Annotated in this window: 41 protein-coding genes; 2 read left to right on the forward strand and 39 right to left on the reverse strand. The window is 46.3% G+C overall.

Annotation, left to right across the window (positions count from 1 at the left end; all coding sequences use genetic code 11):
- Window positions 1-195: hypothetical protein (locus NOM90_RS18315; RefSeq protein ID WP_255944092.1), on the forward strand; the 195-nt coding region annotated here is incomplete at its 5' end.
- 108 nt (window positions 196-303) lie between these two features.
- On the opposite strand, the gene NOM90_RS18320 is transcribed toward NOM90_RS18315, so the two are convergent.
- From NOM90_RS18320 to NOM90_RS18340, 5 genes are all read right to left on the reverse strand, one after another.
- Entirely contained in the window at window positions 304-531 is a 228-nt protein-coding gene (locus NOM90_RS18320; protein ID WP_255944094.1) for a hypothetical protein, read from the reverse strand.
- 105 nt (window positions 532-636) lie between these two features.
- Window positions 637-1257, reverse strand: a complete 621-nt coding sequence (locus NOM90_RS18325) for a stage II sporulation protein M (protein WP_255944096.1) — start codon at window positions 1255-1257, stop codon at window positions 637-639.
- Window positions 1258-1270: 13 nt separating this feature from the next.
- Window positions 1271-2407, reverse strand: a complete 1137-nt coding sequence (locus tag NOM90_RS18330) for an Mrp/NBP35 family ATP-binding protein (RefSeq protein ID WP_255944098.1) — start codon at window positions 2405-2407, stop codon at window positions 1271-1273.
- Window positions 2408-2555: 148 nt separating this feature from the next.
- Window positions 2556-3725 carry a sulfate adenylyltransferase gene (sat, locus tag NOM90_RS18335; RefSeq protein WP_255944100.1) on the reverse strand — a complete coding sequence of 390 codons (1170 nt, stop codon included), beginning with the start codon at window positions 3723-3725 and terminating at the stop codon, window positions 2556-2558.
- A gap of 21 nt (window positions 3726-3746) precedes the next feature.
- Window positions 3747-4439: a phosphoadenylyl-sulfate reductase gene (locus NOM90_RS18340; protein WP_255944101.1), complete on the reverse strand. Its 693-nt coding sequence runs from the start codon at window positions 4437-4439 to the stop codon at window positions 3747-3749.
- Between the two features lie 230 nt (window positions 4440-4669).
- Between NOM90_RS18340 and NOM90_RS18345 the strand changes: the two genes are divergently transcribed.
- Window positions 4670-6424, forward strand: coding sequence for a methyl-accepting chemotaxis protein (locus NOM90_RS18345; protein ID WP_255944103.1), 1755 nt, complete (start codon window positions 4670-4672; stop codon window positions 6422-6424).
- Window positions 6425-6569: 145 nt separating this feature from the next.
- Here NOM90_RS18345 and rpsI read toward each other — a convergent pair whose 3' ends face one another.
- The 34 genes from rpsI to rpsJ all read right to left on the reverse strand — a co-directional run bounded on the left by rpsI (window position 6570) and on the right by rpsJ (window position 23786).
- Window positions 6570-6962, reverse strand: a complete 393-nt coding sequence (gene rpsI, locus NOM90_RS18350) for a 30S ribosomal protein S9 (protein ID WP_255944104.1) — start codon at window positions 6960-6962, stop codon at window positions 6570-6572.
- A 19-nt stretch (window positions 6963-6981) separates the two neighbouring features.
- Entirely contained in the window at window positions 6982-7419 is a 438-nt protein-coding gene (gene rplM, locus NOM90_RS18355) for a 50S ribosomal protein L13 (RefSeq protein ID WP_172247775.1), read from the reverse strand.
- A 257-nt stretch (window positions 7420-7676) separates the two neighbouring features.
- On the reverse strand, window positions 7677-8462 hold the full coding sequence (gene truA / locus NOM90_RS18360) for a tRNA pseudouridine(38-40) synthase TruA (RefSeq protein ID WP_255944108.1): 786 nt from the start codon (window positions 8460-8462) through the stop codon (window positions 7677-7679).
- 114 nt (window positions 8463-8576) lie between these two features.
- Complete coding sequence (gene rplQ, locus NOM90_RS18365; RefSeq protein WP_037291525.1) at window positions 8577-8942, reverse strand: 50S ribosomal protein L17; 366 nt, start codon at window positions 8940-8942, stop codon at window positions 8577-8579.
- A gap of 33 nt (window positions 8943-8975) precedes the next feature.
- Window positions 8976-9920 (reverse strand): DNA-directed RNA polymerase subunit alpha, encoded by a 945-nt coding sequence (locus NOM90_RS18370; protein WP_037291528.1) that lies wholly within the window; start codon window positions 9918-9920, stop codon window positions 8976-8978.
- A 69-nt stretch (window positions 9921-9989) separates the two neighbouring features.
- Complete coding sequence (rpsK, locus tag NOM90_RS18375) at window positions 9990-10385, reverse strand: 30S ribosomal protein S11 (RefSeq protein ID WP_037291530.1); 396 nt, start codon at window positions 10383-10385, stop codon at window positions 9990-9992.
- A gap of 19 nt (window positions 10386-10404) precedes the next feature.
- Window positions 10405-10773, reverse strand: a complete 369-nt coding sequence (gene rpsM, locus NOM90_RS18380) for a 30S ribosomal protein S13 (protein ID WP_255944110.1) — start codon at window positions 10771-10773, stop codon at window positions 10405-10407.
- A gap of 21 nt (window positions 10774-10794) precedes the next feature.
- A complete protein-coding gene (gene rpmJ / locus NOM90_RS18385; protein ID WP_037291536.1) occupies window positions 10795-10908 on the reverse strand; it encodes a 50S ribosomal protein L36 in 114 nt (37 codons plus the stop codon).
- A gap of 108 nt (window positions 10909-11016) precedes the next feature.
- A complete protein-coding gene (infA, locus tag NOM90_RS18390; protein WP_018978345.1) occupies window positions 11017-11232 on the reverse strand; it encodes a translation initiation factor IF-1 in 216 nt (71 codons plus the stop codon).
- Between the two features lie 2 nt (window positions 11233-11234).
- Entirely contained in the window at window positions 11235-11543 is a 309-nt protein-coding gene (locus tag NOM90_RS18395) for a KOW domain-containing RNA-binding protein (protein WP_255944118.1), read from the reverse strand.
- A gap of 9 nt (window positions 11544-11552) precedes the next feature.
- The gene (map, locus tag NOM90_RS18400; RefSeq protein WP_255944120.1) at window positions 11553-12305 is read right to left on the reverse strand and encodes a type I methionyl aminopeptidase; all 753 of its coding nucleotides are present in this window, start codon (window positions 12303-12305) and stop codon (window positions 11553-11555) included.
- 5 nt (window positions 12306-12310) lie between these two features.
- A complete protein-coding gene (locus tag NOM90_RS18405; RefSeq protein WP_255944122.1) occupies window positions 12311-12955 on the reverse strand; it encodes an adenylate kinase in 645 nt (214 codons plus the stop codon).
- 89 nt (window positions 12956-13044) lie between these two features.
- Window positions 13045-14343 (reverse strand): preprotein translocase subunit SecY, encoded by a 1299-nt coding sequence (secY, locus tag NOM90_RS18410; protein WP_255944123.1) that lies wholly within the window; start codon window positions 14341-14343, stop codon window positions 13045-13047.
- Window positions 14343-14783 carry a 50S ribosomal protein L15 gene (gene rplO, locus NOM90_RS18415; RefSeq protein ID WP_255944125.1) on the reverse strand — a complete coding sequence of 147 codons (441 nt, stop codon included), beginning with the start codon at window positions 14781-14783 and terminating at the stop codon, window positions 14343-14345. The genes secY and rplO overlap by 1 nt, the downstream gene beginning before the upstream one ends.
- A gap of 59 nt (window positions 14784-14842) precedes the next feature.
- The gene (rpmD, locus tag NOM90_RS18420) at window positions 14843-15028 is read right to left on the reverse strand and encodes a 50S ribosomal protein L30 (protein ID WP_018978351.1); all 186 of its coding nucleotides are present in this window, start codon (window positions 15026-15028) and stop codon (window positions 14843-14845) included.
- A gap of 13 nt (window positions 15029-15041) precedes the next feature.
- Window positions 15042-15542: a 30S ribosomal protein S5 gene (gene rpsE, locus NOM90_RS18425; RefSeq protein WP_255944127.1), complete on the reverse strand. Its 501-nt coding sequence runs from the start codon at window positions 15540-15542 to the stop codon at window positions 15042-15044.
- A gap of 24 nt (window positions 15543-15566) precedes the next feature.
- On the reverse strand, window positions 15567-15935 hold the full coding sequence (gene rplR / locus NOM90_RS18430) for a 50S ribosomal protein L18 (protein WP_255944130.1): 369 nt from the start codon (window positions 15933-15935) through the stop codon (window positions 15567-15569).
- 78 nt (window positions 15936-16013) lie between these two features.
- Window positions 16014-16556, reverse strand: coding sequence for a 50S ribosomal protein L6 (rplF, locus tag NOM90_RS18435; RefSeq protein ID WP_255944132.1), 543 nt, complete (start codon window positions 16554-16556; stop codon window positions 16014-16016).
- A gap of 31 nt (window positions 16557-16587) precedes the next feature.
- Entirely contained in the window at window positions 16588-16986 is a 399-nt protein-coding gene (gene rpsH, locus NOM90_RS18440; protein ID WP_255944134.1) for a 30S ribosomal protein S8, read from the reverse strand.
- A gap of 32 nt (window positions 16987-17018) precedes the next feature.
- Window positions 17019-17204, reverse strand: coding sequence for a type Z 30S ribosomal protein S14 (locus tag NOM90_RS18445; RefSeq protein ID WP_013312154.1), 186 nt, complete (start codon window positions 17202-17204; stop codon window positions 17019-17021).
- Between the two features lie 72 nt (window positions 17205-17276).
- Window positions 17277-17819 (reverse strand): 50S ribosomal protein L5, encoded by a 543-nt coding sequence (gene rplE / locus NOM90_RS18450; RefSeq protein ID WP_255944137.1) that lies wholly within the window; start codon window positions 17817-17819, stop codon window positions 17277-17279.
- Window positions 17820-17851: 32 nt separating this feature from the next.
- Entirely contained in the window at window positions 17852-18208 is a 357-nt protein-coding gene (gene rplX / locus NOM90_RS18455) for a 50S ribosomal protein L24 (RefSeq protein WP_255944139.1), read from the reverse strand.
- A 57-nt stretch (window positions 18209-18265) separates the two neighbouring features.
- A complete protein-coding gene (gene rplN, locus NOM90_RS18460) occupies window positions 18266-18634 on the reverse strand; it encodes a 50S ribosomal protein L14 (RefSeq protein ID WP_018978358.1) in 369 nt (122 codons plus the stop codon).
- A 38-nt stretch (window positions 18635-18672) separates the two neighbouring features.
- Window positions 18673-18939: a 30S ribosomal protein S17 gene (gene rpsQ / locus NOM90_RS18465; protein ID WP_255944142.1), complete on the reverse strand. Its 267-nt coding sequence runs from the start codon at window positions 18937-18939 to the stop codon at window positions 18673-18675.
- A 58-nt stretch (window positions 18940-18997) separates the two neighbouring features.
- Complete coding sequence (rpmC, locus tag NOM90_RS18470; RefSeq protein ID WP_018978360.1) at window positions 18998-19198, reverse strand: 50S ribosomal protein L29; 201 nt, start codon at window positions 19196-19198, stop codon at window positions 18998-19000.
- Window positions 19188-19622, reverse strand: coding sequence for a 50S ribosomal protein L16 (gene rplP / locus NOM90_RS18475; RefSeq protein ID WP_037291571.1), 435 nt, complete (start codon window positions 19620-19622; stop codon window positions 19188-19190). Before rplP ends, rpmC begins: the two co-directional genes overlap by 11 nt.
- A 2-nt stretch (window positions 19623-19624) precedes the next feature.
- A complete protein-coding gene (rpsC, locus tag NOM90_RS18480) occupies window positions 19625-20290 on the reverse strand; it encodes a 30S ribosomal protein S3 (RefSeq protein ID WP_255944144.1) in 666 nt (221 codons plus the stop codon).
- A 12-nt stretch (window positions 20291-20302) separates the two neighbouring features.
- Complete coding sequence (gene rplV, locus NOM90_RS18485) at window positions 20303-20635, reverse strand: 50S ribosomal protein L22 (RefSeq protein ID WP_037291577.1); 333 nt, start codon at window positions 20633-20635, stop codon at window positions 20303-20305.
- A gap of 38 nt (window positions 20636-20673) precedes the next feature.
- Window positions 20674-20952 carry a 30S ribosomal protein S19 gene (rpsS, locus tag NOM90_RS18490; protein ID WP_255944147.1) on the reverse strand — a complete coding sequence of 93 codons (279 nt, stop codon included), beginning with the start codon at window positions 20950-20952 and terminating at the stop codon, window positions 20674-20676.
- Between the two features lie 70 nt (window positions 20953-21022).
- A complete protein-coding gene (rplB, locus tag NOM90_RS18495) occupies window positions 21023-21853 on the reverse strand; it encodes a 50S ribosomal protein L2 (protein WP_255944149.1) in 831 nt (276 codons plus the stop codon).
- 14 nt (window positions 21854-21867) lie between these two features.
- Window positions 21868-22161, reverse strand: a complete 294-nt coding sequence (gene rplW, locus NOM90_RS18500; protein ID WP_255944151.1) for a 50S ribosomal protein L23 — start codon at window positions 22159-22161, stop codon at window positions 21868-21870.
- Window positions 22161-22784: a 50S ribosomal protein L4 gene (gene rplD / locus NOM90_RS18505; protein WP_255944153.1), complete on the reverse strand. Its 624-nt coding sequence runs from the start codon at window positions 22782-22784 to the stop codon at window positions 22161-22163. Before rplD ends, rplW begins: the two co-directional genes overlap by 1 nt.
- A gap of 30 nt (window positions 22785-22814) precedes the next feature.
- The gene (gene rplC / locus NOM90_RS18510) at window positions 22815-23438 is read right to left on the reverse strand and encodes a 50S ribosomal protein L3 (protein WP_255944155.1); all 624 of its coding nucleotides are present in this window, start codon (window positions 23436-23438) and stop codon (window positions 22815-22817) included.
- A gap of 39 nt (window positions 23439-23477) precedes the next feature.
- Window positions 23478-23786 carry a 30S ribosomal protein S10 gene (gene rpsJ, locus NOM90_RS18515; RefSeq protein WP_037291586.1) on the reverse strand — a complete coding sequence of 103 codons (309 nt, stop codon included), beginning with the start codon at window positions 23784-23786 and terminating at the stop codon, window positions 23478-23480.
- Between the last annotated feature and the right edge of the window lie 257 nt (window positions 23787-24043).

Raw genomic sequence — 24043 nt, forward strand, 5'->3', positions numbered from 1 at the left:
TTCGTTGACCGCCGTATCTCTCAGCGGCGACTTTTATATCCTATCACAGTTTCAAGCAGTTCGTCAAGCACTTTTTTAAAATTCTTTTTCAGTGCGTTTCGTTCGGCTGAAGTTGCGAGGTCTTCTCTCGAAGAGCCGATTAATAATTTATCACAAAGCAACATAGCAAGTCAACTGTTTTTTAAAGAAAAATGATAAACCTTTTAAGTGGCCTCTATTCTCTGTAAACACGCTTAAAAGCGGCTCGGTATTACCGGACCGCTTTTTGTACAATCAGATACTTTAGATCGTTCTGCTTTTCATTTATCGTTCGCCGCTATGCCGCTTGTCTCGTACGTATTTGGATAATTCCTTAGGAGGTGCAACTCTCGCGTACATTTGAAAAATAGTTTGATAGCGTTTAGAGATAGAAGTTCGCATGTTTTGATCTAAGCGCTTATCGCTTAGGTCGAATAACATCTCATCCAACTCTTTACGTAGTACATAACTAAATTCTTTACATTCCATATCGTTAAACATCATTCCGATCATTACAGTCCCTCCTTCCGGTCGAATCAACGCTGATTTTCCATTTCAACTTTGATTAACCCAAAATGAAGGAAGGTTAACTCTATAACGCGTAAAACTTAATAAAACCTACTGTAGCAGATGATACGTAATTGTACTTTCAATAATTGCTGCTACAAATAGAAGAATCACAATCCATATCGCAGCGTTTAGCATTTGTTTCATTGCCTGTTCCCAGCGTTGAGCAAGCAGCTCTCTTTTTCCACTACCGAGACTGAACAGACTTCCAATCACCAAGCCGCCAAAACGAAGCCCATATGCACAAGCAATTACGATTGCAGGAATTTCGATAATACCATGTGGAAGCAACCCTTGAAAAATCAATTCCCCTAAATCTTGTCCTTGTCTACGCGCAAGCTCTACGACAAATCCCAGTACCATTCCATTAAGCAATAAAAAGGCGATAGGTGCCAATCCGAAAAATGCACCAAATAAGATCACAAGAACCGATTTGATTGCATTGTTAAAAAAGATAAATGTAAAGAAGCTCAATTCGACGTTATTTGATTCTTGCAACGATTGCGATACGCTTCGCAGCCCTTCAAGTTGAGAAAGCAGTAACTGCTGAAGTTGATCCGCCCATACGAAACCCATCACAATCCCAATGATAAATAGGGCTGTTGCCGTCAGCATGTAGATTTTGTTTTGCGCTAATCCTTGGATAAAACTTTTAAACGATAATATCTTCATGCTTGACCTCCTTTTACTTCGAGTTCCCGCTTGAGATCGTTTTATCAACAATTGCTTGTGCCATTTCTCCGTACATCATGCCAGTCTGCGTTTCTGCTTTGTAGACCGATGGCGAAAAGTCTCGTTCCGAAATATGGTTGTCCGGCACACCCAGCGGGATTTGACCCAACAAGCCGGTATGCAGCGTTTCCGCTAACCGACCGCCGCCGCCGCGTCCAAAGATATAGTCACGCTCGCCATTTTTTTCGTAATACGCCATATTTTCAACGACGCCCAAAATTTCATGCCCGGTTTGCAGTGCCATCGCTCCCGCTCGTGCGGCTACAAAAGCTGCGGTTCCGTGCGGAGTAGTGACGATGATTTGCTTGCTTTGAGGAAGAAGCTGATGCACGTCGAGTGCAACGTCACCGGTTCCGGGAGGTAAATCAAGCAGCATATAATCGATTTCTCCCCATTCCGTTTCTTCAAAGAACTGTCGCAGCATGCGTCCAAGTAGCGGTCCACGCCATACGACTGGATTGTTTTCACGAATAAAGAAGCCCATCGACATGACTTTCACGCCAAAACGTTCTACGGGTCGCAGTAATCCGTCGATTACTTCGGGTCCTTCTTCAATGCCCATCATATCCGGTACGCTAAATCCATAAATATCCGCATCGATCAGACCGACTTTTTTACCGAGACGAGCTAGAGCGACAGCCAGATTGACAGCCACTGTAGATTTGCCTACTCCGCCTTTACCACTCGCTATAGAAATAAACGTAGTCGGAGAATCCGGGCTCAAAATCGGAAGATCTTCGAGTCCAGCGGCATGGCCTTTTACTAATACCGGATCATCATCGCTATCAATTGTGGCTTGACCGCCTTTTATATCTTCAATGATTGCTAGACTGCGTTCTTTTTCGAGTTCGGTCGCTTCTTTAAAACGAATCCGCACGTCGGAAACTTCTAACGATTGTAAAACGGAACGAATTTGCGTCTCTAAGCCTTGTCTGGATTCTTCGCCTGGTTCTAGGCAAACGACACTTAAAGATACTTTTTCTTCACGAAGTACGACGTCACGGATCAATCGCAGGTCGGATAAACGTACACGATGTACAGGATCTATTACGGCTTCAAGCGCTTCCACAACTTCTTCTCTTGTTACCAAAGCTGGTCACCCTCTCTTCTTTCCTCAGGAAAAGTCTCTTTTTTATTATATCTTCTTTATTATACATGAAACAAAAACACCGAACCGCTTCCTTTGAGGAAAACGATTCGGTGAGTATTCTAATCGGCCATACCAGGTTGTTCACAAATCAAGCATGTTCCGTGACACGCTCTTGCATTCCTTCAATCAGAACTTTCGCAACTTCAGGGCGTGTAAATTCCGGAGGTGGGCATTCTCCTGCCCGAAGAAGTGCACGGACTTTGGTTCCGGATAACGTAAGATGTTTTTCTTTGTCATGTGGGCATGTTTTGCTTGTTGCCATATTGCCGCAATGCGTGCAGAAGAAACTATGTTCAAAAAAGAGCGGCGTGATATCCAATTCTTCCGGTTTAAAGTTTGCAAAGATTTCCTGTGCTTCATACGTACCGTAATAATCGCCTACACCGGCATGATCGCGTCCAACGATAAAATGGGTACATCCGTAGTTTTTTCGAACAATCGCATGGAAAATGGCTTCGCGAGGACCTCCATAACGCATCGCAGCCGGGAATACACCAAGGAAAGTCCGCGCAGATGGATAATAATTTTCGAGTAAGACGAGATAACTGCGCATCCGAATATCTGCCGGTACATCATCAGACTTCGTTTCGCCTACAAGAGGGTTTAAGAACAGAGCATCTACAGTTTCTAAAGCGGACTTTTGAATATACTCGTGTGCGCGGTGAACCGGATTACGGGTCTGAAAGCCAACGATTGTTTTCCATCCTTTTTCTTCAAATTGCTGCCTGGTCTGAATCGGATCGAAATAAAATTCGTTAAACCGTTCCGGCTGAGGACGATTAAGCACCTGCACTGAACCGCCAATCCGCTGAAGAGGCAACTCAAACAACTTTTTAACACCCGGATGTTCGGGATCGTCTGTTTTGAATACATGGATAGCTTCAAAGCTTGGATCAATCTCATATACGCTTTCTACATTCAGTACAGCGTAGACTACATCATCCTGTTCGCCTACAAGTGCTACTTGCTCCCCTACAAGCGATGTTTGGGCGTCGGCAACAGGTAAGGTGACCGGGATACTCCATACCGTACCGTCAGACAATCGCATTTCGCGAACCACGCGCTGATAATCCTCCTCGTTCATAAAACCGTTCAATGGAGAAAACGCGCCTACTGCGATCAAATCCAAATCGGACAATGTCCATGTATTGATACGAATCTGTTGTAACGTCTGAGCTTCAGCAAGTAAAGTTTCCCGTTGCTGCCCTTCAATCAATCGATTAATTAAGGTGCCACCGTGTGGTTGAATAGAAGTCATAAAGATGAATTCCTCCTTTCTTTATTTGTGTAATCCGCACTCCGTCTTATCGTTACCTGACCAGCGACCTGCACGCGGATCTTCTCCTGGCATCACTTGGCGTGTGCATTGTTCGCAACCGATACTTGGGAAATTACGATCGTGCAGCGGATTATAAATAATACGGTTATCGCGGATATATGCCCATACGTCTTCGCTTGTCCAGTCTGCAAGCGGATTGAACTTCATCAAACCGAATTTATAATCGTATTCAACCTTTTTGGAGTTGGCACGGGTCGGAGCTTGATCGCGTCGGATTCCGGTAATCCAAGCATCATAGCGGGAAAGGTTCCGAGTAAGCGGTTCTACTTTACGGATATTGCAGCATAGATTAGGGTCTGCTTTCCAAAGTTCAGAAGTATGTTGAATCGCTTGTTCTTCAGGTGTAATTAAAGGCGATACACGAACGAAATCAAGATTGTACCGCTTCATCATCTGATCGCGAGTGTCATAAGTTTCTTGAAAGTGAAAATCGGTATCCAAGTAAAAAATTTCGGTAGACGGGCTAATCTGTTGCAACATATCGACGATTACCACATCTTCGGCTCCAAAGCTGCAAGCAAACGTCAGGCTTGAATATTGCTCCGTCGCAAAACGAATAACTTCTTGGGCGCTGAGTGACTCTAATTCTTCTGCTTTCGTTGTGGCAAATTGTTCTTTTTCTAATAAATTCATTGAAATACCCTCCATCTCTAAATGGGGAATGATTAAAACCGACTATTCTAATCTGAATTATTTCCAAGTATAAATCTTTACCCGTCAACAATCAATCTTTATTTCAAAATGACATAAACTTTTTTTGTTTTGTATTTCTCTAAAAAATTTCATTTGCCCGCTAACTCTCTTCTCTCAAAAGACTCAAATCATAGTACAATGAATGCAGAAAATCGAGGAAGGTGGCATTCATGTCCATAATCACGAAGAAGCTGTCAGTCAAATTATCGATCATGATCTTTTTAGTTTTGGTGGTTTTGTTTACGACATTCGTTTATATGCAAAATCAAAATGTCAAAAAAGCAAGTGAGTATACGATAAGCAGTATGAATATGAAAATGGCTGAAGCTTTTACGACTCAATTCGATGCGGTGCAATATAAATCTTATATCGCAAATCCGACAGAAAATGATCAGTATTGGCAAATCCGAAAAAGACTCGATCAATACCGTAGTGAAATTGGAGCTTTATATGTATACACCGTTAACATCAACGAAAAAAAAGAACCGATTATTTTGATCGACGGACAACCTGCCGATTCAGGTAGTGCTTCACCTATTGGAGAAGTAACAGATATGCCGGCAGACGCTATCGATCAGTTGTTACAAGGGCAACCTGCAAAAACAGGTATCATTAATAATGCAGAGTACGGATCTTATGTTTCTTCTTATGTCCCTATCAAAGACAGTTCTGGTGCCGTAATCGGAGTGCTTGGGATTGATACCAACGTTAGGGTGGTCAACGAAATTTTCGATCAATTTATGGATAGCAGCTTTTTATTTTACATAGGGATGGCTGTGATCACTTTACTTATCTTTACTGTCATTGCGGTATTCTTGTATCGCGCTCTTAAACCTCTGGGCACCATCGTAGAAAGCGCTCAAGCGATCGCAAGCGGCGAAATTGGTAAAGCGAATCAAGTATTAAACAAGGTACGTAAGACTTCTAAAGACGAAATCGGACAAACTTACGAAGCCATGACTCAAATGGGTGAACGGCTTGGCATTACCTTGGGTGATGTGATGAACAATATGCAAAATACAACGCAAACGCTCGTCCAGTCTTCACACCGTTTTACTTCCGAAGCTAATCTTCTACTTACTATAAATAATGAATTGAATCATTCGGCAAGTACGCTTACGATTGAAGCAAATAATCAATACGCCGGTGCAGAAGATTGCGCAAGATCGATGCAAGAAATCACTTTGGCTATTGAAAAAGTCACTCATTCCTCATCTAATGTCTCCATTGCTTCCACAGAAGTCCTCCAAGCTGCAACTCAAGGTAAATCTTCCATGAACGGATTACAAAAACAAATCTCGGAAATGTCTCATCTGGTTGGATACACATCGAACTCTGTACAAAATCTTCACGGCTATATGAACGAAGTAGGCCCTGTGCTTCAAGCCATAACGAATATCGCCGATCAAACGAATCTATTGGCTCTGAATGCTTCGATTGAAGCTGCACGAGCCGGCGAACATGGTTCAGGATTTGCGGTTGTTGCCGGAGAAATTCGAAAACTTGCTGGATTATCTTCGAATTCTGCTTCACATGTCGTCGAGTTATTGTCTAAAATCAGTCAAGAAACGTATACAATCGGCGAACGAATGAATCAAGAAAGTAGCGAAATCCAAAAAAGTAATGAGCTGTCTAATCAAGTGAATGATCTGTTCGAACATACCGTTACACGTTTCCACGATATCAATGCTCATATGGAAGAAATCTCGTCTTCTGCGCAGCAAATTCTTGCAGGTTCGGAAGAAGTATCGGCTTCGGTCGAACAGATTGCCAAAACGTCTAAAATGACTGCCGATTACACTCGATCTTTACAAAACTTATCGGTTCAGCAACTAGAAGCTTCCAAAGCAATTGCCGAAACAACGACATTGCTTGAAAAAAGCACTTCAAATCTAGAAGAGACTATTACAAAGTTTGCTTTGTAACTCTGATTTGTAGCACACAAAAAGCCCTGCTTTTCGATCCGTGGGTAGCTAACGGAAATGAAAAGCAGGGCTTTTTTATGTGTATATAAAAAAACAGGTTGCTTTCGATAAGATCGAAAACAACCTGTTTTGAAGTTCGTAACGATTAGCGTTTCGAGAACTGTGGAGCGCGACGTGCGGCTTTGAGGCCGTACTTTTTACGTTCCTTCATACGTGGGTCACGTGTCAGGAAGCCCGCTTTTTTCAGCGAACCGCGAAGTTCTGGATCTGCTTTAAGCAAAGCACGAGCGATACCGTGACGGATCGCGCCTGCTTGACCCGAAGTACCGCCACCGTGTGCCAATACGATTACATCGTATTTGCCTACAGTTTCAGTCAAGTTCAACGGTTGGTTAACGATCAATTTGAGCGTCTCCAGACCGAAATATTCGTCGATTTCACGTTTGTTGATGACGATGCGTCCTTCACCCGGTACAAGGCGAACACGAGCTACCGAATGTTTACGACGACCAGTCCCATAGTATTGTACATTTGCCATGAAAGGGTCCTCCTTTTATTTAGCCGCGAAGTTCGTAAACTTCCGGTTTTTGTGCTGCATGTGGATGCTCTGCTCCGGCATACGCTTTGAGTCTAAGTTTCATTCTGTCGCCCATACGAGTTTTAGGAAGCATGCCAGCTACAGCAAGTTCCAAAAGACGTTCTGGTTTGTTTTTAATCATTTCGCCTGCGCTAGTGACTTTCAAACCACCTGGGTGCATCGAGTGACGGTAGTATTTTTTGTCCTGAAGTTTGTTACCTGTCAGGTGAATTTTCTCAACATTGATTACGACAACGAAATCGCCACCGTCAACGTGAGGAGTGAATTGAGTTTTGTGCTTGCCTCGGATGAGGGCAGCAGCTTCGCTGGCAAGACGGCCCAGCGTTTTGCCTTCGGCGTCGATGATGTGCCAGTTGCGCTCAACTTCGCTCGGCTTAGCCATGTAGGTAGTACGCATGAATAAGTTCCTCCTTTTAATCTTTGCAATATTCATTTTAGATGTTAGACGTTCCATGCCGCCGGGCTAAGATCCGGGGCTTCCGGAACGATTTATGTTTGCGATCATGGATAGATAAAAGTTAAATCAAGATGATTCAATGTGTAGTTCTTGATTGGGGGCCGTGGGAAGCCTTCAAGAAAACACAACTTTTATTCTACAGGATAGCAGGTGAAACTGCAACACATTTCAAACAATTCCTCAAAGAAGTTTTCTTCTCACTCTGGCAATAGGTCTCCGTAGTCCACGTTCCAAAGCGCCAAGCCTTTTCCTACCGCTGTCGGACCTGCTGCAGCGCGATCACAGGCAAGCAAAATAGTTCTCATTTCTTCCGGTTTGCGCTTCCCTTCACCCACTTGAAGAAGCGTACCTGTAATAATTCGAACCATATGTTGCAAAAAGCCTGTACCTGTTAGAAAGATATGAATAAACCCTTGATCCGGTGTTCCTTGGCGACAAGTTGTTGTATCCACTTCGATCCAAGCTTCAACTAAAGTCCGAATATGATTTGTTTTTTGAGAATGTCTGGACGCAAACGATGTAAAATCGTAGGTTCCGACCAAATGCTGAAGCCCTTCACGCATAGCTTCAATATCCAGCTTTGGAGCAGGATGATGAAACTGCATATGCCGTTGAAAGACATCTGGATAACGGTTAGCGTTAATCGTATAGCGATACGTTTTGCGCTTCGCCGCATGTCTGGAATTGAATTCAGCAGTTACTTCCCAAGAACGAGTCACGACAATGTCTTGCGGTAAACGTGCATTAAGCGCGAGAGGCCAACGATCAGAAGGAATCAACGAAGAGGTATGGAAGTTGAATACCTGAGCATAAGCATGGACGCCAGCGTCTGTACGACCGGAAGCGATAATCTTTGGTTTTTCTCCCGTTAATGCCAATATTGAAGCTTCAAGTTCATCTTGAACCGTCTTACCAGCAGGTTGCGTTTGAAAACCATAATAATTCGTACCGTCATACGCTACTGTCATACATAAATTACGCAAAAGCTCACCTCCATTACTGCTTTGAGTTCAAAAAAAAAGAAACGGCTCTGCCGCCTTAAACAGGCGGCATACGTTTCTCTGGAATCCTAAGGCTTAAAACTGTTAAACCGTCTATTAAGCGCGGTCAACCAGTTCCAGGTAAACCATAGGTGCTGCGTCGCCGCGGCGTGCTCCCAGCTTGAGGATGCGCGTGTAGCCACCCGGACGATCCGCGTAACGCGGTGCCAGATCAGCGAACAGCTTTTGGATAGCGTCTTTTTCACCGTCAACCGTTTCGCGACGAACGTATGCAGCCACTTGGCGGCGTGCATGCAGATCTCCACGTTTGGAAAGAGTGATCAATTTTTCAGCGATAGAGCGAGCTTCTTTAGCTTTCGCTTCTGTCGTTTCGATACGCTCGTACAGGAACAGGTCGGTTACCAGGTCGCGAAGCAATGCTTTACGAGCGCTGGAGTTACGTCCCAACTTTTGGTATGCCATGTTTTTCCCTCCTTCTACATCATACTGTCGTTCTTAGTCTTCCTGACGAAGACCGAGTCCAAGCTCTTCGAGCTTTTCTTGAACTTCTTCCAAAGACTTGCGGCCCAAGTTGCGGACTTTCATCATGTCTTCTTCCGATTTCGTAGTCAGCTCTTGAACTGTGTTGATACCGGCGCGTTTCAGACAGTTGTAAGAACGTACGGAAAGATCGAGTTCTTCGATCGTCATTTCCAATACTTTCTCTTTCTTGTCTTCTTCTTTTTCGACCATGATCTCCGCGTCGCGAGCTTCGTCGGTCAGACCTACGAAGAGCAGTACGTGCTCGGTCAAAATTTTGGCGCCTAAGCTTACCGCTTCTTCCGGACGAATGCTTCCATCGGTCCAGACTTCAAGCGTCAACTTGTCGTAGTTTGTGACTTGTCCAACCCGAGTGTTTTCCACAGCGTAGTTCACGCGGGAAATCGGAGTGTAGATCGAATCGATCGGAATAACACCAATCGGCTGATCGTCACGTTTGTTTTTGACAGACTGAACATATCCACGGCCGCGGCCAGCGAAAATGCGCACATGCAATCTTGATCCCGGTGCCAGAGTGGCGATATGAAGATCCGGGTTAAGGATCTCCACATCACTATCAGCGCGAATGTCTCCAGCCGTTACTAGGCCTTCACCTTCAGCGTCGATTTCCAGTACCTTTTCTTCATCGGAATGAATCTTCAGCGATAAAGCTTTCAGATTCAGAATGATTTCCGTTACGTCTTCCGTAACGCCGGGGATCGTCGAGAATTCGTGCAGAACGCCGTCAATTTGGACCGAAGTAACCGCCGCGCCGGGAAGCGACGACAGCAGGATGCGACGAAGCGAGTTCCCAAGCGTCGTACCGTATCCACGTTCCAGAGGCTCAACGACAAACTTACCGTACGTGCCTCCGTCATTGATCTCGACGGTCTCGATTTTCGGCTTTTCGATTTCTATCACTACAATACCCCTCCTTCAAAACGTCGCTTCCGTGAAACAAAGCATACTGAATTCAAAATGCTTAGATTACTATACGCGGCGACGCTTAGGAGGACGGCATCCGTTGTGAGGAACCGGTGTTACGTCCTTGATCAGGTTGATTTCAAGACCTGTAGCTTGCAGCGAGCGGATCGCCGCTTCACGACCTGCGCCAGGACCTTTAACCATAACTTCAACAGTTTTCAGACCGTGTTCCATAGCCGCTTTAGCAGCTGTTTCAGCAGCAAGTTGAGCTGCGAATGGAGTCGATTTACGGGAACCTCTGAAACCGAGACCGCCTGAGCTTGCCCAAGAGATCGCGTTTCCGTGCGGATCCGTAATCGTTACAATCGTATTGTTAAACGTGGAACGAATGTGTGCCACGCCGGATTCGATATTTTTACGGTCGCGACGTTTTGTACGTACGACTTTTTTCGGTTTAGCCATTGTCAGTTATCCCCCTTTCTTACTTCTTCTTGTTCGCTACAGTACGACGAGGACCTTTACGAGTACGAGCATTCGTTTTCGTACGTTGTCCGCGTACCGGCAATCCGCGACGATGACGTACACCGCGATAAGATCCGATTTCAATCAGACGTTTGATGTTCAGCGAGATTTCGCGACGCAGGTCGCCCTCAACTTTTTCATTAGCGTCAATCGTTTCACGCAGCTTGCTTACTTCATCCTCAGTCAGATCGCGAACACGAGTGTTCGGGCTGATTCCTGTTTGGCTCAGGAGTTTTTGGGACGTTGTTTTACCAATCCCGAAGATATAAGTCAAGGCGATCTCAACGCGTTTGTCACGTGGTAAGTCTACACCAGCAATACGAGCCATTACGCTACACCCCCTTCTAATTTATCCTTGTTTTTGTTTGTGTTTCGGATTTTCGCAGATTACCATGACATTGCCTTTGCGACGAATGACTTTGCATTTTTCGCACATTGGTTTGACCGATGGTCTAACCTTCATGATTATTACCTCCTCAAAAGCATTCGGTTTGATTGTGCATAGAACGTACCGGCAAGGCGGCGATCGCTCTTGCACCAGAACGTTGTATATCCAAAAAGCGACGTATCCTTACTTACGATAAGTGATACGGCCGCGAGTCAGATCGTAAGGCGATAACTGTACGACCACTTTGTCTCCCGTCAGAATACGGATAAAGTGCATACGCAGCTTTCCCGAAACGTGAGCGAGAATTTGATGACCGTTCTCGAGTTCCACCTTGAACATCGCATTCGGGAGTGGTTCGATAACCACGCCTTCGATTTCAATGACATCTTCCTTGGCCATAATCATTCTCCTTTCTGCTTAGCATTCTGTGCGTTGGATTCTACAAATGTATTCACTGCATGACGCAGCTTCGCATTTGTAACCCTACCGCTCTCCTGCAAACTGTTTACGATTTCGCTGCTAATTGTCATTTGAGACTCAAGGTGAAGCGGATTTTTCTTCTTTGGACGATCAAACTTGCGTTTGTGCCCATCTGCAATCCAAATCCCATACTCCTCATCAAGTCTGACGACCACTGCCACCTGCCCGGCATCGCGGCCTTTCCGGATCTTCACGAGTTGACCGATCTGCAGGGGATGTTCCTTTTTCAAGTGTATCACCTACGCGCTCAATTTTGTGAGAATTTCTAATCCGTTTTGCGTAACGGCTATTGTATGTTCGAAATGAGCACACCATGAACCGTCTACTGTTACGACCGTCCATTGATCTTCAAGCGTCCGAACTTGTCTTCCGCCTAGAATCACCATGGGTTCGATTGCAAGCACCATACCAGGTTTTAGCAGCGGACCGCGACCTTCGATGCCGTAATTGGGGATGTTCGGTTCTTCGTGCAGATCCTGACCGATGCCGTGACCGACGAATTCCCGAACAACCGACATTCCAGACTCTTCGATATGTCGCTGAATCGCATGCGAGATGGTAAACAAACGCACATCCGACTTTACAAGAGCAAGTCCTGCGTGCAGGGAGCCTTCCGTAACGTCCAGCAACCGCTGAGCTTCATCGGAAATTCGCCCTACCGGGTAAGTCCAGGCGGAATCGCCATGGTAACCTCGGTATTGTGCACCGACATCGATCGAAACGATGTCACCTTCCCGAAGCTTTCGCTCGCTGGGAAATCCGTGTACCAATTGTTCATTGATAGACACACATATGCTTGCCGGAAAACCATTATACCCTTTAAAAGACGGCACCGCACCTTGACTGCGAATAGTTTCATCAGCAATTCTATCAAGCTCAGCCGTCGTAACGCCCGGCTTGATGACTTTTGCCAATATACGGTGAGTCTCAGCCACAATCCGTCCTGCTTCCCTCATTAACACGAGTTCGGCTTCGGATTTGCAAATGATCATTACAGTTAACCTCGCAGTACGGACAGGATACTTTCCGATACCGTACCGATCTCCTGGTCTCCGTCGATCTGCCGCAGCAAGCCTTTGTTTGCATAGTAATCGATCAGAGGCGCAGTTTTACTAGTGTACTCATCAAGACGAGTGCGTACGCTCTCTTCGTTATCGTCTGGACGTTGATACAGTTCGCCGCCGTCTTTATCGCACACGCCTTCTTGCTTTGGCGGATTGAAAACTACATGATAAGTCGTTCCGCAAGTTTTGCAGATACGACGACCTGTAATACGGACAAGCAACTTTTCTGGATCTACATTCAGATTAACAACATGATCAAGCTTACGGCCAGATTCGAGCAAAAGAGAATCCAATGCTTCGGCCTGCAGCAGAGTTCTCGGAAATCCGTCGAGCAAGAAACCTTTTTCGCAATCCGGCTGACTCAGCCGTTCGCGTACGATACCGTTCGTAACGTCATCCGGTACGAGCAGGCCCTGGTCGATGTATTCTTTCGCTTTAACTCCGATAGGAGTTCCCTCTTTGATCGCCAAACGAAAAGCATCGCCTGTCGAAATATGAGGAAGATTGAACGCATCGACGATGGCCTGCGCCTGTGTTCCTTTACCTGCCCCGGGAGGCCCCATGAATAGAATGTTCACGTCATGTCCACTCCTTACGTCTTACCCATGCCGAACCGCACAAAAGGCGCCGGGCGAGCGCATGGAGTCGGACCCGTCCGGAACCTGAGCTATTTATTGATAAAACCTTTATAATGCCGTTTGATCAGCTGACTTTCAATCGTCTTCATCGTATCCAGCGCAACCCCAACGACGATCAGCAGCGAAGTGCCGCCGATTTGAACCGACTGAGGAAGACCGGAAAGCGAACCAAACGCGATCGGCAGCAAAGAAATTACAGTCAGGAACAACGCACCAGTCACGGTGAGACGGGACATTACGCGAGTAATGTACTTCTCAGTCGCTTTACCTGGACGAACTCCTGGAATGTAACCGCCGTTTTTCTTCATGTTCTCTGCCATCTGCTGAGGATTAATCTGCACGAAGGTATAGAAGAACGTGAAACCGATGATCATGACTGCGTAAAGCACCATGCCTAACGGCTGACTGTAGTTCAAGTTGTTTTGTACCCATTTTGCCCACTCGTAAGTAGACCAGAAGTTTGCCAAAATAACTGGGAACTGCAACAGAGAAACAGCGAAGATTACCGGGATAACACCCGCAGCGTTCACTTTGAGCGGGATGTGAGTGTTTTGACCGCCGTACATTTTATTACCGACTACTCGCTTCGCATATTGAACCGGAACTTTCCGGATCCCTTGCTGAATAAAGATAACACCGATAATAATCAGGATCAAGACAAGCAGGATAATCAATGTTTTCATCGAGTTCAAGAACGTTTGACCGCTCACGATGAAATCGGATTGAGCTGTTGTCGAGATGTAACCTGGAATGTTTGCGACGATACCGGCAAAGATCAGAATCGAAATACCATTACCGATGCCTTTTTCTGTGATCTGCTCACCCAACCACATTAGGAGGGAAGTACCCGCAGTCAAGACAATGGCAATAAGAATATAGTCGACGATCGTAGCGTTCGGAATCATTTCCGCATTATAAATGCGGTTGAATCCGATCGCTGTAGCGAACGCCTGAACTAAACCCAGAACTATGGTGCCGTATCGGGTAATCTGCGCTAGCTTTTTCTTACCGTGCTCACCTTGTTTAGACCACTCGGTGAACTTAGGAATGACATCCATCGACAACAGTTGTACGATGATCGATGCCGTAACATACGGATAGATACTCAATGCGAAGATCGAAAATTGCAGAAGCGCCCCTCCGGAGAAGGTGTTCAGCAACCCCATCAACTGGCTGCCAGCTTCGTTAGCCGACTGAAGTACGTCTGTATTAACGCCCGGAACCGGGATGAACGTACCGATACGGTAGATAACGAGAACCATCAGCGTAAACAGAATCCGTTTACGGAGGTCATCGACCTTCCATATATTCTTCAGGGTGTTGAACATTAGATCACCTCGGTTTTACCGCCGGCAGCCTCGATTTTCTCCACCGCAGATTGAGAGAACTTGTTTGCTTTGACAGTCAACTTAACCGTCACGTCGCCATTGCCAAGAATCTTGATACCGCTCTTTGTATCTTTAACGATACCTTGCTCTTGCAGCAGTTCAGGAGTGACTTCAGTGTTTTCTGCAAAGTTGTTCAGTTCTTCGATGTTGACGATGGCAAATTCTTTGCGAGTCGGGTTAACGAAACCGCGTTTTGGCAAACGACGATACAATGGGTTTTGACCGCCTTCGAAACCTGGACGAACACCGCCGCCGGAGCGGGAGTTTTGGCCTTTATGACCGCGTCCGGCTGTTTTACCCGTACCGCTACTCGTACCGCGACCGATGCGCTTCCGCTCTTTAGTCGAACCTGGAGCAGGAGAAAGCTCATGTAACTTCATCGTTCGTTGCACCTCCTTGATTCATTCTATTAATTCGCTCCTTGCGGAGCGATGATTTTTTAAGCTTCGATTTCTTTTACAGAAACCAAGTGTTGCACTTGATTAACCATACCGCGGATCGCAGCGTTATCGTTTTGAACGACAACTTGGTTTGTTTTACGCAGACCTAAAGTGTTAACAGTCGTACGTTGGTTTTTAGGACGTCCGATCAGGCTGCGAACGAGGGTAATTTCCAATTTAGCCATTGTTGTTCCCTCCTTAGCCTCTTAGTTCTTCGACGGATTTGCCGCGAAGCTTAGCCACATCTTCGGCACGCTTCAAACGGGACAATCCTTCCAAAGTCGCATTGACCATGTTCATGGAGTTCGAAGATCCCAGGGATTTTGTCAAGATGTCACCTACGCCTGCCAATTCCAGTACAGCACGTACCGGACCGCCAGCGATAACTCCAGTACCTTCGGATGCTGGTTTCAGCAATACGCTACCTGCTCCGAATTTACCAGTGATTTGGTGAGTAATTGTTGTTCCAACGAGAGGAACGTGGATCAGGTTTTTCTTAGCATCTTCAATGCCTTTACGGATCGCATCCGGAACTTCTCCGGCTTTACCGATGCCTGCTCCAACGTTGCCTTGTCCGTCGCCTACAACAACCAATGCGCTAAAGCTGAAACGGCGACCGCCCTTTACAACTTTTGCTACGCGGTTGATGTGTACAACGCGCTCCGTCAGTTCTCCTACAGTGCTCATATCTACACGCAAGTCGTTAACCTCCTTTTTTCGTTCTTAGAATTCCAGACCAGCTTCGCGAGCTGCGTCAGCCAGTGCTTGAATCCGTCCATGGTAGAGGTATCCTCCGCGGTCGAAAACGACAACGGTATGACCTTTTTCCTTAGCGCGGTTTGCAACCAGTGTGCCAACTTTAGCAGCAGCTTCAACGTTGCCGCCGTTTGTGATCTCGCTTTTCAAATCTTTCTCCATAGTCGATGCCGAAACGATAGTAACACCGTTTACGTCGTCGATCAACTGAGCATAGATGTGTTTACCCGAACGATAAACGTTCAGACGAGGGCGCTCAACCGTACCTTGAATTTTCTTACGTACACGTAAGTGTCTTTTCAAGCGAGCTTTATTTTTATCACTTTTGGTAATCATGAGTACTTTCACTCCTTCCCAACTGCTTATTAAGCAGCTTCACATGAGCAAGCTAAGAATAATGCGAAGGAAAGCGGCTTATTTTTTCTTGCCAGCTTTACCTTCTTTACGGATGATGCGTTCGCCTTCGTACTTGATACCTTTGCCTTTATACGGCTCTGGCTCACGTACCGAACGGATTTGAGCAGCATAAGCGCCTACGCGCTCTTTGTCGATTCCGCGAACGATGATTTTCGTGTTCGAAGGAACTTCGAACTCGATTCCCGATTCCGGTGTGATCTCAACAGGGTGGGAATAACCTACGTTCAGGACGATCTTCTCTCCAGACTTGCTGGCACGGTATCCGACCCCGACCAATTCAAGCGACTTGGAGAAACCTTCCGTTACACCACTTACCATGTTGCTGACAACGCTGCGAGTCGTACCGTGAAGGGAACGATGCTCTTTGTTGTCGGAAGGACGTTCTACTGTGATTGTGTTACCTTCCACTGTTACTTTCATATCTCTATGAAGTTCACGAGTGAGAGTACCTTTAGGACCTTTGACTGTAATCGCTGTGTTGTTCAGCGTTACTTCAACGCCACCTGGTACTTCGATTGGTTTGCGACCAATACGAGACATAGTTATTGCACCTCCTTATGTTCTGACGTAATTACCAAACGTAGCAGATTACTTCGCCGCCAGCTTTCGCTTGACGAGCTTCTTTATCGGTCATAACTCCTTTAGATGTGGAGACAATCGCGATACCCAGGCCGCCTAATACGCGAGGAACTTCGTTGCTCTTCGTGTACACGCGCAGACCAGGTTTACTGATTCTTTTCAGACCAGTGATAACGCGTTCGTTGTTTTGACCGTATTTCAGGAAAATACGAATGATGCCTTGCTTGTTATCCTGTACGAACTCCGCGTCGCGGATAAAACCTTCGCGTTTAAGGATCTCAGCAATTTGCTTTTTCATCGCGGAAGCCGGCATTTCGACTTTCTCGTGACGTACCACGTTCGCATTACGAATACGTGTAAGCATATCAGCAATCGGATCGGACATAGTCATGTGTGTGAACCTCCTTCCTTGTTATGCGGTAATTACCAGCTTGCTTTTTTAACGCCAGGAATCTGACCTTTGTAAGCCAATTCGCGGAAGCAAATACGGCAGATTTTAAACTTTTGCAGTACCGAGTGTGGACGACCACAACGTTCGCAGCGCGTGTATGCACGCACTTTGAATTTCGGTGTACGTTGTTGCTTGACTTTCATCGAAGTTTTTGCCACTTTAGCCTGACACCTCCTGGATATTTTCGGGAGAACAGGGTCATAGATCATGGCCCTAGATACTGGCCGATATTATTTTGCGAAAGGCATGCCGAGACCTGCAAGCAGTTCGCGACCCTCTTCGTCTGTTTTTGCTGTCGTAACGATAACGATATCCATACCGCGGACTTTGTCCACTTGATCGTATTGGATCTCTGGGAAGATGAGTTGTTCTTTCAAACCAAGTGTGTAGTTACCGCGGCCGTCGAAGGCTTTGTTGGAAACACCTTGGAAGTCACGTACGCGTGGAAGCGATACGTTGAACAATTTGTCGAGGAACTGGTACATGCGCTCGCCGCGCAGTGTAACTTTTGTTCCGATCGGCATATTTTCACGCAGTTTGAAACCTGCGATCGATTTCTTTGCACGAGTGATAACAGGTTTTTGACCTGCGATCTGCTCAAGCTCAGCTACCGCTGTATCAAGAACTTTGGAGTTGGATACGGCTTCGCCGACACCCATGTTGATTACAACTTTCTCCAACTTAGGAACTTGCATTACCGAAGAGTATCCAAACTTCTGCATCAGAGCAGGAGTACTTTCGTTCAAATAACGTTCTTTCAATCTTGTTACCATGAAGGATGAACCTCCTTTCTGTAAAAATGAGATTATTCGATAACTTCTCCGGAACGTTTCGCAACGCGCACTTTTTTGCCGTTGTCCAGCGTTTTGTAACCTACGCGGGTTACTTTGCTGCCGTCTTTCGGATCAGCGTGCATCACGTTCGACACGTGGATCGAAGCTTCTTTTTCGATGATTCCGCCTTGTGGGTTGGATTGGCTTGGTTTTTGATGTTTTTTCATCATATTCACGCCTTCAACCACTACGCGGTTTTCACGAGGGAATGCTTGGAGTACACGTGCTTTTTTGCCTTTGTCTTTACCGCTAATTACGATAACGACATCGTCTTTTTTCACGTGAAGTTTGTTGTTATGGGATTCCAGAACTTTTTTCACTCTTGCCATCAGGTACACCTCCTATGACTTAAAGGTCGAAAGACCGTTAAGAAAATCGTGCATATATTAGATAACTTCCGGTGCCAAGGAAACAATTTTCATGAAGTCCTTGTCGCGAAGTTCACGAGCAACTGGTCCGAAGATACGTGTACCACGTGGGCCACGATCATCTTTTACAACTACCGCTGCGTTTTCGTCGAATGCGATGTACGATCCGTCTTTACGACGTACCGAACGCTTCGTACGAACAACTACTGCTTTAACTACGTCGCCTTTTTTGACAACGCCCCCTGGTGTTGCTTGTTTTACCGAGCAAACGATCAGGTCACCGATGTTAGCTGTACGACGTCCCGTACCACCGAGTACGCGGATACACATCAGTTCCTTCGCACCGGAGTTATCAGCTACAGCCAAACGTGTAAATGGTTGAATCATTATGAATGTCCTCCTTTCGGATGAGCTTATCTTAAAATTTAGACGATGATTGCTTTGTTAGTGATTGCAGCAAGTCTCCAGCGCTTGTCTTTGGACAGCGGGCGCGTTTCAACGATTCTTACTGTATCGCCGATTTTCGCTTCGTTGTTTTCGTCATGCGCTTTGAATTTCTTCGTCGACTTGATGCGTTTGTGATAAAGTTCGTGTTTTTTGTAAGTTTCTACAACAACTACGATTGTTTTATCCATTTTGTCGCTTACGACTTTACCCACCAATACTTTGCGCGAGTTACGTTCTTCAGTCATGGTTAGCCTCCTTCCTGAATAAAGGGCTTATATGTTGTACCCGAAGGTTCAAAAGGAATTAAGAAGTAATTCCGAGTTCTCTTTGACGCAGAACTGTTTTAGCACGAGCGATTTCCTTGCGGACTACGCTGATGCGAGTTGGGTTATCGAGCTGACCGGTAGCGAGCTGAAAGCGCAGATTAAAGAGTTCTTCTTTAAATCCGGAGACCTTCTGTTCGATTTCGGCAGTTGTCAGGTCACGCAGTTCCTTAGCCTTCATTTGCTTCACCACCTAATTCTTCACGTTTCACAAACTTAGTTTTAACAGGCAGTTTGTGAGAAGCGAGGCGCATTGCTTCACGAGCGATTTCTTCCGAAACGCCAGCAAGTTCAAACATGATCTTGCCCGGTTTTACAACCGCTACCCATTTCTCAACGTTACCTTTACCGCTACCCATACGAACCTCGAGAGGCTTTTGAGTGATCGGCTTATCAGGGAAAATTTTGATCCAAACTTTACCGCCACGTTTGATGTAACGTGTCATAGCGATACGTGCCGCTTCGATCTGACGGTTCGTGATCCACGAAGGTTCAGTCGCTTGCAAGCCGAATTCGCCGAAGTTCAATTCAGTACCGCCTTTAGCACGACCGGCCATGCTGCCGCGTTGCTGTTTACGGTGTTTTACACGTTTAGGTACCAACATGATTAGTTGCCTCCTTCCTGAGCAGCTTGTTTCTTAGCTGGAGGAAGAACCTCTCCACGATAGATCCATACTTTAACGCCGATACGACCGTAAGTCGTGTGCGCTTCAGCTGTACCGTAATCGATGTCAGCACGCAGAGTATGAAGTGGAACAGTTCCTTCGCTGTAGCCTTCCGAACGAGCGATTTCAGCGCCGCCAAGACGACCGCTAACCGCAGTTTTGATTCCTTTAGCTCCCGAACGCATAGTACGTTGGATCGATTGTTTCAAAGCACGACGGAACGATACGCGACGCTCCAATTGTTGTGCGATGCTTTCTGCGACCAAAATAGCGTCCAGTTCTTGGTTCTTGATTTCTGCGATGTTGATGTGTACTTTTTTGCCGTTAGCGATTTTAGTGATCTCGCCACGAAGTACTTCAACTTCCGCACCGCCACGTCCGATTACCATACCCGGCTTAGCCGTGTGGATCGTTACGTTTACGCGGTTAGCTGCTCTTTCGATCTCAATCTTAGAGACAGCGGATTCTTTCAGTTTAGTTTTCAGGTATTCGCGAATTTTCACGTCTTCCATCAACAGTGTACCGAAGTCTTTACCAGCATACCATTTGGATTCCCAGTCACGGATAACGCCTACGCGAAGTCCGACCGGATTTACTTTTTGTCCCACAGTTGTCCCTCCTTACTTTTCGGATACAGCCAGAGTAATGTGGCTGGTGCGTTTATTGATCCGGCTTGCGCGTCCCATTGCCCGAGGGCGGAAACGTTTCAAAGTCGGTCCTTGGTTTACGTAAACTTGCGAGATAACCAACTTGCTCACGTCCAGCGAGTGGTTGTGTTCTGCGTTAGCGATTGCTGAGTTCAGCAATTTTTCCAAAATCGGGGATGCCGCTTTCGGAGTGTGGCGCAGAATCGCGATTGCTTCACCTACGTGTTTGCCGCGAATCAGGTCAGCGACCAGTTGGGCTTTACGTGGAGAAATACGGGAATATTTCAAGTGCGCTTGTGCTTCCATGCTATCATAACCTCCCTTCGGACTTTAATCAGGTCCGTTTAACGTCTTGTTTTCTTGTCGTCGGCTGCGTGGCCTTTGTAAGTACGCGTCGGCGCGAACTCACCCAGTTTGTGTCCAACCATGTCTTCTGTCACATAAACCGGTACGTGCTTACGTCCGTCATAAACGGCGAAAGTGTGTCCGATGAATTGTGGGAAGATCGTGGAACGTCTGGACCAAGTTTTGATAACGACTTTCTTCTCGGCTTCGTTCAGTACTTCTACCTTTTTAAGCAGGTATCCGTCAATGAAAGGGCCTTTTTTCAGACTGCGTGTCATCGATTGTAGTCCTCCCTTCAGCTGGCTTGTTCCATAATCCTAGCCGGCGAAGCAATGCGGGATAAGCGCATTACTTCGTGCGGCGACGGATGATGTATTGATCCGAAGATTTGTTTTTCTTGCGTGTTTTGTAACCAAGTGTCGGTTTGCCCCATGGTGACAGCGGGGACTTACGTCCGATTGGAGCACGACCTTCACCACCACCGTGTGGGTGATCGTTAGGGTTCATGACTACGCCGCGGACTTGAGGGCGATTGCCCAACCAACGGTTACGTCCTGCTTTACCGATTTTCACGAGCTCGTGGTCTTGGTTGCCTACCGAACCGATTGTAGCGCGGCAAACTTTAAGAACGCGACGAACTTCGCCCGAAGACAAACGGATCGATACATAACGCTCTTCTTTACCCAGCAATTGAGCTTCTGTGCCAGCTGCGCGAACCATTTGGCCGCCTTTACCTGGTTTCAACTCGATGTTGTGGATAACTGTACCTACCGGAATGTTTTCCAGTGGCAATGCGTTACCGATCTTGATGTCCGATTCAGGACCGGAGTAGATTGTATCGCCAACTTTCAGACCTTTAGGCGCGATGATGTAGCGTTTCTCGCCGTCTGCATAGTTGATCAATGCGATATTCGAAGTCCGGTTTGGATCGTATTCGATCGTAGCAACGTGGCCTGGAATTCCATCTTTGGTACGTTTGAAGTCGATAACGCGGTATTTACGTTTGTGTCCGCCGCCGTGGTGACGAACTGTAATTTTACCTTGGTTGTTACGACCTGCTTTTTTGAAAAGTGGTGCAAGCAACGATTTTTCCGGCTGATTCGTTGTGATTTCTTCGAATGTCGATACGCTCATTGCGCGTCGAGCCGGTGACGTTGGTTTATACTTTTTAATTGGCACGTTAGTTTCCCTCCTTACTCTGCAGATTCAAAGAATTCTAGCGATTTGCTATCTGGAGTCAGCGTCACGATCGCTTTTTTCCATTCGCTTGTATAACCGGAGTGACGACCGTAGCGTTTCGGCTTAGCCGGCATGCGCAGAACATTAACTTTCAGCACTTTCACGCCGAAAATCGATTCTACCGCTTTTTTCACTTCCGTTTTGTTAGCGCTCATTTGCACTTCAAACACGTACTTGGATTGACTCATCGCTTCAGCTGTACGTTCCGTAATAATCGGACGTTTGATAAGGTCGCGAGGATCTTTCATTATGCGAATACCTCCTCTACCTTCTGTACTGCGTCCTTCGTCATGATAAGTTTATCATGCACGAGCACGTCGAGAACATTGATGCCGTCGGCTTGAACGAATTTCACGCCTGGGATATTACGAGCAGAAAGAGCTACATTGTTGTCATATTCCGGAGCCACTACAAGTGCTTTACGGTCTACGTTCAACTTGCTCAAGATTCCTGCAAATTCTTTAGTCTTCGGAGCGTTCAGGCTCAGTGTATCCAGAACGATAATCTCGTTCGCAATAACTTTCGAAGACAATGCCGATTTGATCGCCAAACGACGAACTTTTTTAGGCAATTTGTAAGAGTAGCTGCGCGGAGTTGGTCCGAAGACGATGCCGCCGCCTCTCCATTGTGGAGAACGGATCGAACCTTGACGAGCGCGTCCTGTACCTTTTTGTTTCCAAGGTTTGCGACCGCCGCCACGAACTTCCGAACGTCCTTTAACTTTGTGCGTACCGGAGCGAAGCGATGCTTGTTGCATCACGACTGCTTGGTGGAGCACATGTCCGTTAGGATTAATACCGAACACCGAATCACTCAGTTCGATTTCTCCAACTTCGCTACCTTCGATATTGAATACTTTTACTGTAGGCATTTCATGTTCCTCCTTTCTTCTGAAAATCTATTATTTCTTGATCGATTCACGAACTTTAACGAAGCCGTTTTTAGGGCCCGGAATGGAACCTTTAACGAGCAGTACGTTGCGTTCTGCATCGACTCTTACGATTTCGAGGTTTTGAACAGTGATCGAGTCATGGCCCATGTGTCCTGGCAGACGTTTACCTTTCGGTACACGGTTAGCTTGGATGGAACCCATCGAACCCGGTCTACGGTGGTAACGCGAGCCGTGCGACATTGGTCCGCGGCTTTGTCCCCAACGTTTGATACTACCAGCGAAACCTTTACCTTTGGATACGCCGCTTACGTCAACGAATTGTCCTTCAGTAAATACGTCCGCTTTAAGCACTTGTCCAACCTCGTAAGTTCCGAGGTCAACACCGCGAAGTTCGCGAATGTAGCGCTTAGGTGCAGTGTCCGCTTTTTTAGCGTGGCCTGCCGCCGGTTTGTTGGAACGGCTAGCTTTCTTGTCCGCGAAACCGATTTGTACCGCTTCATAACCGTCATTTTCCAGGTCTTTCTTTTGCAGAACCACACATGGGCCTGCTTCGATAACCGTTACAGGAACGACGTTACCTTCAGCGGTGAATACTTGGGTCATACCCAGTTTTTTCCCTAAGATACCAGTCATGTTGACACCTCTTTTCATTTATGTCCTTATTCAGGAGTCTTACAGTTTAATTTCGATATCAACGCCGGACGGCAAGTCCAGACGCATCAAGGCATCCACAGTTTGTGGAGTTGGGTTTACAATGTCGATCAAACGCTTGTGTGTGCGTTGTTCGAATTGCTCACGCGAATCCTTGTATTTGTGCACCGCACGAAGAATGGTGATGATTTGTTTTTCAGTTGGCAGCGGGATCGGTCCAGAAACACCTGCACCAGAACGCTTTGCTGTTTCAACAATTTTCTCAGCAGATTGATCCAAAACTCTATGATCATATGCTTTCAAACGAATACGGATTTTTTGCTTTGCCATTTCAAATTCCCTCCTTCTATCGCCCAATTTGGTATCGGACATACTCCGTGAAAATTTTCCGCGCACACCAACTATGGCAAAGGAGCCGGGTGTGTCGGTAACCTCTCACATCATCGCAACGTCTCAGAACAACATTCATTATTATATAGAACATTACGAGACAATGCAACCCTTTTTTAAAATTACACAAAAAGAAAGCGAGGCATCATCCCGACTTCGGGATAAATGCCCCGCCTCGCGCTTTCGTTTACAGTACA

It is taken from the genome of Saccharibacillus sp. JS10 (genome assembly GCF_024436065.1).
Classification (GTDB): domain Bacteria; phylum Bacillota; class Bacilli; order Paenibacillales; family Paenibacillaceae; genus Saccharibacillus.

Excerpts from the sequence above, each read along its gene's own strand:
- NOM90_RS18320 (WP_255944094.1), bottom strand. The coding sequence starts at position 531 with ATGATCGGAATGATGTTTAACGATATGGAATGTAAAGAATTTAGTTAT.
- NOM90_RS18325 (WP_255944096.1), bottom strand. The coding sequence starts at position 1,257 with ATGAAGATATTATCGTTTAAAAGTTTTATCCAAGGATTAGCGCAAAAC.
- sat (WP_255944100.1), bottom strand. The coding sequence starts at position 3,725 with ATGACTTCTATTCAACCACACGGTGGCACCTTAATTAATCGATTGATT.
- NOM90_RS18340 (WP_255944101.1), bottom strand. The coding sequence starts at position 4,439 with ATGAATTTATTAGAAAAAGAACAATTTGCCACAACGAAAGCAGAAGAA.
- NOM90_RS18345 (WP_255944103.1), top strand. The coding sequence starts at position 4,670 with ATGTCCATAATCACGAAGAAGCTGTCAGTCAAATTATCGATCATGATC.
- rpsI (WP_255944104.1), bottom strand. The coding sequence starts at position 6,962 with ATGGCAAATGTACAATACTATGGGACTGGTCGTCGTAAACATTCGGTA.
- rplM (WP_172247775.1), bottom strand. The coding sequence starts at position 7,419 with ATGCGTACTACCTACATGGCTAAGCCGAGCGAAGTTGAGCGCAACTGG.
- rplQ (WP_037291525.1), bottom strand. The coding sequence starts at position 8,942 with ATGGCATACCAAAAGTTGGGACGTAACTCCAGCGCTCGTAAAGCATTG.
- rpsK (WP_037291530.1), bottom strand. The coding sequence starts at position 10,385 with ATGGCTAAACCGAAAAAAGTCGTACGTACAAAACGTCGCGACCGTAAA.
- rpsM (WP_255944110.1), bottom strand. The coding sequence starts at position 10,773 with ATGGCTCGTATTGCTGGTGTAGACTTACCACGTGACAAACGCGTTGAG.
- rpmJ (WP_037291536.1), bottom strand. The coding sequence starts at position 10,908 with ATGAAGGTTAGACCATCGGTCAAACCAATGTGCGAAAAATGCAAAGTC.
- infA (WP_018978345.1), bottom strand. The coding sequence starts at position 11,232 with ATGGCCAAGGAAGATGTCATTGAAATCGAAGGCGTGGTTATCGAACCA.
- map (WP_255944120.1), bottom strand. The coding sequence starts at position 12,305 with ATGATCATTTGCAAATCCGAAGCCGAACTCGTGTTAATGAGGGAAGCA.
- secY (WP_255944123.1), bottom strand. The coding sequence starts at position 14,343 with ATGTTCAACACCCTGAAGAATATATGGAAGGTCGATGACCTCCGTAAA.
- rplO (WP_255944125.1), bottom strand. The coding sequence starts at position 14,783 with ATGAAGTTACATGAGCTTTCTCCTGCTCCAGGTTCGACTAAAGAGCGG.
- rpmD (WP_018978351.1), bottom strand. The coding sequence starts at position 15,028 with ATGGCTAAATTGGAAATTACCCTCGTTCGCAGCCTGATCGGACGTCCT.
- rplR (WP_255944130.1), bottom strand. The coding sequence starts at position 15,935 with ATGATTACCAAAAGTGATAAAAATAAAGCTCGCTTGAAAAGACACTTA.
- rplF (WP_255944132.1), bottom strand. The coding sequence starts at position 16,556 with ATGTCTCGTATTGGTCGCAAACCAATCGAAGTACCAGGTGGCGTTGAA.
- rpsH (WP_255944134.1), bottom strand. The coding sequence starts at position 16,986 with ATGACTATGTCCGATCCGATTGCTGATATGCTTACACGTATTCGTAAT.
- rplE (WP_255944137.1), bottom strand. The coding sequence starts at position 17,819 with ATGGTAACAAGATTGAAAGAACGTTATTTGAACGAAAGTACTCCTGCT.
- rplX (WP_255944139.1), bottom strand. The coding sequence starts at position 18,208 with ATGGCAAGAGTGAAAAAAGTTCTGGAATCCCATAACAACAAACTTCAC.
- rplN (WP_018978358.1), bottom strand. The coding sequence starts at position 18,634 with ATGATTCAACCATTTACACGTTTGGCTGTAGCTGATAACTCCGGTGCG.
- rpsQ (WP_255944142.1), bottom strand. The coding sequence starts at position 18,939 with ATGACTGAAGAACGTAACTCGCGCAAAGTATTGGTGGGTAAAGTCGTA.
- rpmC (WP_018978360.1), bottom strand. The coding sequence starts at position 19,198 with ATGAAGGCTAAGGAACTGCGTGACCTGACAACTGCCGAAATCGAACAG.
- rplP (WP_037291571.1), bottom strand. The coding sequence starts at position 19,622 with ATGTTGGTACCTAAACGTGTAAAACACCGTAAACAGCAACGCGGCAGC.
- rplV (WP_037291577.1), bottom strand. The coding sequence starts at position 20,635 with ATGGAAGCACAAGCGCACTTGAAATATTCCCGTATTTCTCCACGTAAA.
- rpsS (WP_255944147.1), bottom strand. The coding sequence starts at position 20,952 with ATGACACGCAGTCTGAAAAAAGGCCCTTTCATTGACGGATACCTGCTT.
- rplW (WP_255944151.1), bottom strand. The coding sequence starts at position 22,161 with ATGAAAGATCCTCGCGACCTTATCAAACGTCCGATTATTACGGAACGT.
- rplD (WP_255944153.1), bottom strand. The coding sequence starts at position 22,784 with ATGCCTACAGTAAAAGTATTCAATATCGAAGGTAGCGAAGTTGGAGAA.
- rplC (WP_255944155.1), bottom strand. The coding sequence starts at position 23,438 with ATGACTGGTATCTTAGGGAAAAAACTGGGTATGACCCAAGTATTCACC.
- rpsJ (WP_037291586.1), bottom strand. The coding sequence starts at position 23,786 with ATGGCAAAGCAAAAAATCCGTATTCGTTTGAAAGCATATGATCATAGA.